We start from the raw sequence: 4,700 nt of genomic DNA on the forward strand, positions 1-4,700 counted from the left end.
TCCAGCCAGCCGTTGAGCGCGGCGGCCTTGAGCATCGCGTACTCACCGCTGACGTGGTACGCGAAGGTCGGCACGCCGAACTCCTGCTTCACCCGGCGCACGATATCCAGGTACGGCATGCCCGGCTTGACCATGACCATGTCCGCGCCTTCCTCCAGGTCCAGCGCGATCTCGCGCATGGCCTCGTCGCTGTTGGCCGGGTCCATCTGGTAGGTCTTCTTGTCGGCCTTGCCCAGGTTGCCGGAGCTGCCCACCGCATCGCGGAACGGGCCATAGAAGGCCGAGGCGTACTTGGCCGAATAGGCCATGATCCGGCAGTTGATGTGACCGGCGGCGTCCAGCGCGCGGCGGATGGCGCCGATGCGGCCATCCATCATGTCCGATGGCGAGACGATGTCCACGCCAGCCTGCGCATGCGAGACCGACTGCTTCACCAGCGCCTCGACGGTGATGTCGTTGAGCACGTAGCCGCGCTCGTCGATGATGCCGTCCTGGCCGTGGGTGGTGTACGGGTCCAGCGCCACGTCGGTCATCACCCCCAGCTCGGGGAAGCGCTGCTTCAGCGCGCGCACGGCGCGCTGGGCCAGGCCGTCCTCGTTCCAGGCCTCGGCCGCGTCCAGCGACTTGCGCGAGGGGTCGATCACCGGGAACAGGTCGATCACCGGCACGCCCAGCTCCAGCGCCTGCTCGGCCTCGCGCAGCAACTCGTCGATGGACATGCGGTCCACGCCCGGCATCGAGCCGACCGGCGCGCGGCCGTCCAGCTCGTGCACGAACACCGGCCAGATCAGGTCGTCGGTGGTCAGCGTGTGCTCGCGCATCAGGCGGCGCGAAAACGCGTCATGGCGCATGCGGCGCGGACGGTAAAGGGGGTGGCCCATCGCGGTACTCCTTGGTTCCAATGGCAATGATTCAGTGCAGCAGGTAGCCCTGCGGCTGCAGAGGCTCGGGCAGCGGCCGATGGCCGAGCGCGTCCAGCACATCGATCTCGATGGTACGCACCATCGCATCGAGCGGCAGGTCGTTGGGCTCCAGGCCGAACGGCTCTTCCATTTCCTCGCCCAGCTGGTCCAGGCCGAAAAAGGCATAGGCCAGCAGCATCGACACCACCGGCGTGGCCCAGCCCAGCGCACCAGCCAGGCCGAATGGCAGCAGCACGCAGAACAGCCACGCGCAGCGGTGCAGCAGCAGGGTGTAGGCAAACGGCAACGGGGTGCCGGCGATGCGCTCGCAGGCGGCCTGCACGCCGGACATCGCGTGCAGGCGTGTTTCGAACTGCGCGTATAGGTACGGGTCCAGCTGGCCGGCGTGCAGCGGCACCGCCAGTTCGCGCCCCAACTGCGCCAGCACGCCATCCGGGAGGTTGCGTCGTTCCAGCACCGGGGCCTGGTCCGGGGCCAGCCACGGTGCGGTCGCCGCGGCCTCGTCGCCGCCGCGCAGGCGGGCGGCCAGGGCATGGGCGAAACCGATCAGCAGGTGCGAGGTGCGCGCCTGCAGTGCCGGCTGGCGGGCCAGCAGCGCGGCCGCCTCGCGCGCGAAGCTGCGCGACTCGATGACCAGCTGCCCCCATTGCTTGCGGCCCTCCCACCAGCGCTCGTGGCAGGCGCTGTTGCGGAAACTCAGGAAGATCGACAGCACCAGGCCAAGCAGGGTGAACGGCACCACGGTGACGCCGTCACGGCCGAATGGGTGCCAGTACCGCTCGAATGCCGCCACGGCCACCGCCAACGCGCCGATGGCCAGCACCTTGGGCGCGATGGCCGGCACGATCGAGCCGCGCAGGATGTACAGCAGCTGCCAGCCGTGGGGGCGGGGTCGGATGATCATCGGGGGATTACGCCTGTCGCTGGCCCTGACGGCCGGGAAACACCCCGGCCAACCCCGTTATTTTACGCCCCCTGCCCGGCCACGGCCGTTCCCCCGGTCGGCGGGGCTTCAGATGATGCCGCCGCCAATGCTCAGCCGGATCACGCCGACGATGATGACGATGGCGTTGAGCACCAGGCCGGTCTTGGCGCGGCCACGCTTGGTGGCGTGGGTGAACAGCAGGCCGATGGCGGCGATGATCGCGCCCACCGCGGCGAACGGGATCAGGAACCAGTTCCCCCAGCCCAGCAGCGGGATGAAGGCCAGCACCATCCACAGCAATGCCGCGATACCCCAGATAAGGCTGATCAGTCCCATGTCCTTTCCTCCATCAGAAACTCACTGCAAGATAGCCCGGAAATGCCCGTGTTCAAGTGGCCGCCGTCGCGGCAACCAGTTCGCGGCCGATTCAGTCACGGCCGTGGATCATCCGCAAACACCGATCACCGGGGAGTGAAGCCATGAAATTCCCGCTCGCCATCGCATTGGGCCTGGCCCTGGCCACCGGCGGCTGCGCCAGCACGTCCAAGGTCATGCTCGGCCAGGCACGCACGCCGGTGGATCCGGCCACGGTACAGATCTATTCCAGCCCCCCGGCCGGCGCCGTCGAGATCGCCCAGCTGGAGTCCTCCAGCGCGGTCGGCTTCGGCACCCAGGGCCAGACCGACGCGGCCATCGCCCGCCTCAAGCGCGAGGCCGCCGCCCTGGGCGCCAACGGCGTGATCCTGATGGGCGTGGGCGCCGGCGGCTCGCCGGTGGGCATGTCGGTCGGCGCCGGCAGCTACGGCCGGCACAGCGCCGGTGGCCTGAGCGTGGGCATCCCCACCCAGCAGAAGCGCGCTGCCGGCGTGGCGATCTGGGTGCCACCCGGCGCCGGCAAGTAAGCCAGCGCCGGTGGGAGCGGCTTCAGCCGCGAAAACCCATAGACATCTGCCATGGGGGCTTCGCGGCCCAGGCCACCCCTACAAGAAAGAAGGGCGCCTTGCGGCGCCCTTTTTCACTTCCGGCGCTGGGCCGGAATGAAGACCTCGTTGACCGCCGTGGCCAGCTGGTCTGGCGGCAACAGGCCCTGGTCGAGCAGGAAGTTGTTGAACGCCAGCCGGTCGAACTTGTCGCCCAACGCCAGCTCGGTCTGCATGCGCAACTCCAGGATGCGGGTATAGCCATAGAAGTAGCTGCAGGCCTGGCCCGGCGAACGCACGGTGTAGCGGTCCAGTTCCTGGGTGGCCATCGCCTCGGACAGGCCCACGCCCTCGACCAGCACCCGGCGGGCCTGTTCGCGGTCGGTCTGGCCGAGGTTGAGCATCGGGTCGAGCATGGCGCGGGCCGCACGCAGCAGGCGGAACTGCAGCGCGATCATCTGCCCGTCCAGCGGCTCGAACGGCACCATCTCGGCTTCGGCGTACAACGCCCAGCCCTCGACGTTGACCGAGTTGAACGCGAACAACGTGCGCGCCAGCGAGATGCCCCGCTCGACCATCGCCGCGAACTGCAGGTCGTGGCCGGGGCGGCCTTCATGCGCGCTCAGCGTCCACGCCGCCGAACCAAAGTTGAAATCGTCGTACTGCGCCTTCCCGCCTGACGCCGGGTTGCCCAACGGCAGCACGAAGGTGCCCTGCTGCCCGGTATTGCCGACCAGCGGCGCCGGAAGGTAATGCGGGGCCGGGGAAGCGGCGCTTTCGGCCTCGCTGCCCAACCGCATCTGCAACGGCCGCTGTGGCACGTCGACGATGCCCTGCCTGCGGATGATCGGGTCGATCGCGTCGATCACGCCGCGGTAGTGCGATTCGAGCTGGTCGTTGCCGATGGTGTCCTGCTTCAGCGCGCGGATCACCGCCACGTAGTCGTTCGGGTCGGCGACCTTCAGGCCCTTGTCCTTGGCCACCAGCGGTGCCAGCTGGCGCATCGCCGCACGGGTCTCCATGTATTCGAGCTGGGCACGGCGCACCAGCAGCGCCGGGTCGATATCCACGCCCACTTCCTTGAGCTGGAAGGCATACAGCTCGGCCGGCAGGCGGTTGTCGGTGCGTGCCTGCGGCAGCACCTCCTTCTGCGTCCAGGCGATGTAGTCCTTCATCTGCGTGGACAGTTCGGCCAGCGCCGCATCGGCGCCTTCGATCTTGTACTTGGCGAACAGCTTGCCGATGCCGTCGATGTAGGTATCGACGTTGGCGATGGCCTGCTCGACCTCGATCTTCGTCGGTTGCAGCAGGTTCGGCGTGCCGCTCTTCTCGGCATAGCGCTGGCGCGCCAGTGTGGCCAGCGGCTGCGTGCCCGGTGCCTGCCCGACGTAAGCCTTCAGGCGGTCCAGTGCCTTGGCGCGACGCTCGGCCGGCACCTGGTCGGAGAGCAGCCCGTTGAGGCCGCTGAAGACGGTCTGCGGCACGTCCGCCCACGGCATCAGGTGCTGCTCGTTGAGCGTGCTGCCCTCGATGTTGCGCTCGGCCGTGGCGATCATGATCTCCAGGTCCTGGCGCACGTTGGGGTCACGCTCGAGCTGGAGCTTCTCGCGCAGCCGCTCGCGTGCACTGCCCAGTGCCTGGCGGTAGCGCGCGGCATTGTCCGGCCCCAGGTCCACCGCCTTGTCGTCGTAACCCGGCACGCCGAAGAAGCTGGCCATCTCCGGCTGGAACGGCGCCTGCGCCTGCAGCAGGATCTGCGCCAATTCGTTGCTGTGGGTGACCCAAGCGGGGGCGGACTTGGCCGCAGGTGCGGCGGCGACGCTGAGCGGCAGAGGGGCAGCCAGGGCAAGGGCGAGAGCAAGGACCAGCGGCTTCATGGGGTAACTCCGGTGTGGATGCCGGGAAGCTACGTCAGGCCGGAGTTTTGCGGCA

Annotated in this window: 5 protein-coding genes; 1 reads left to right on the plus strand and 4 read right to left on the minus strand. The window is 68.5% G+C overall.

Going from position 1 to position 4,700, the window contains the following annotated elements; all coding sequences use genetic code 11:
- From hemB to VA603_RS00515, 3 genes are all read right to left on the minus strand, one after another.
- The coding region (hemB, locus tag VA603_RS00505; protein ID WP_323437616.1) for a porphobilinogen synthase at positions 1-881 on the minus strand (881 nt) is incomplete at its 3' end.
- A gap of 31 nt (positions 882-912) precedes the next feature.
- Positions 913-1,827: a bestrophin family protein gene (locus VA603_RS00510; protein WP_323437617.1), complete on the minus strand. Its 915-nt coding sequence runs from the start codon at positions 1,825-1,827 to the stop codon at positions 913-915.
- A 108-nt stretch (positions 1,828-1,935) separates the two neighbouring features.
- Positions 1,936-2,184, minus strand: a complete 249-nt coding sequence (locus tag VA603_RS00515) for a hypothetical protein (RefSeq protein ID WP_132863745.1) — start codon at positions 2,182-2,184, stop codon at positions 1,936-1,938.
- A gap of 143 nt (positions 2,185-2,327) precedes the next feature.
- On the opposite strand from VA603_RS00515, the gene VA603_RS00520 reads away from it, so the two are divergent.
- Positions 2,328-2,750 (plus strand): hypothetical protein, encoded by a 423-nt coding sequence (locus VA603_RS00520; protein ID WP_323437618.1) that lies wholly within the window; start codon positions 2,328-2,330, stop codon positions 2,748-2,750.
- 113 nt (positions 2,751-2,863) lie between these two features.
- On the opposite strand, the gene VA603_RS00525 is transcribed toward VA603_RS00520, so the two are convergent.
- Positions 2,864-4,645 carry a DUF885 domain-containing protein gene (locus VA603_RS00525; protein ID WP_323437619.1) on the minus strand — a complete coding sequence of 594 codons (1,782 nt, stop codon included), beginning with the start codon at positions 4,643-4,645 and terminating at the stop codon, positions 2,864-2,866.
- Positions 4,646-4,700 lie beyond the last annotated feature (55 nt).

Source organism: Stenotrophomonas capsici (assembly GCF_034961085.1).
GTDB lineage: Bacteria > Pseudomonadota > Gammaproteobacteria > Xanthomonadales > Xanthomonadaceae > Stenotrophomonas > Stenotrophomonas capsici.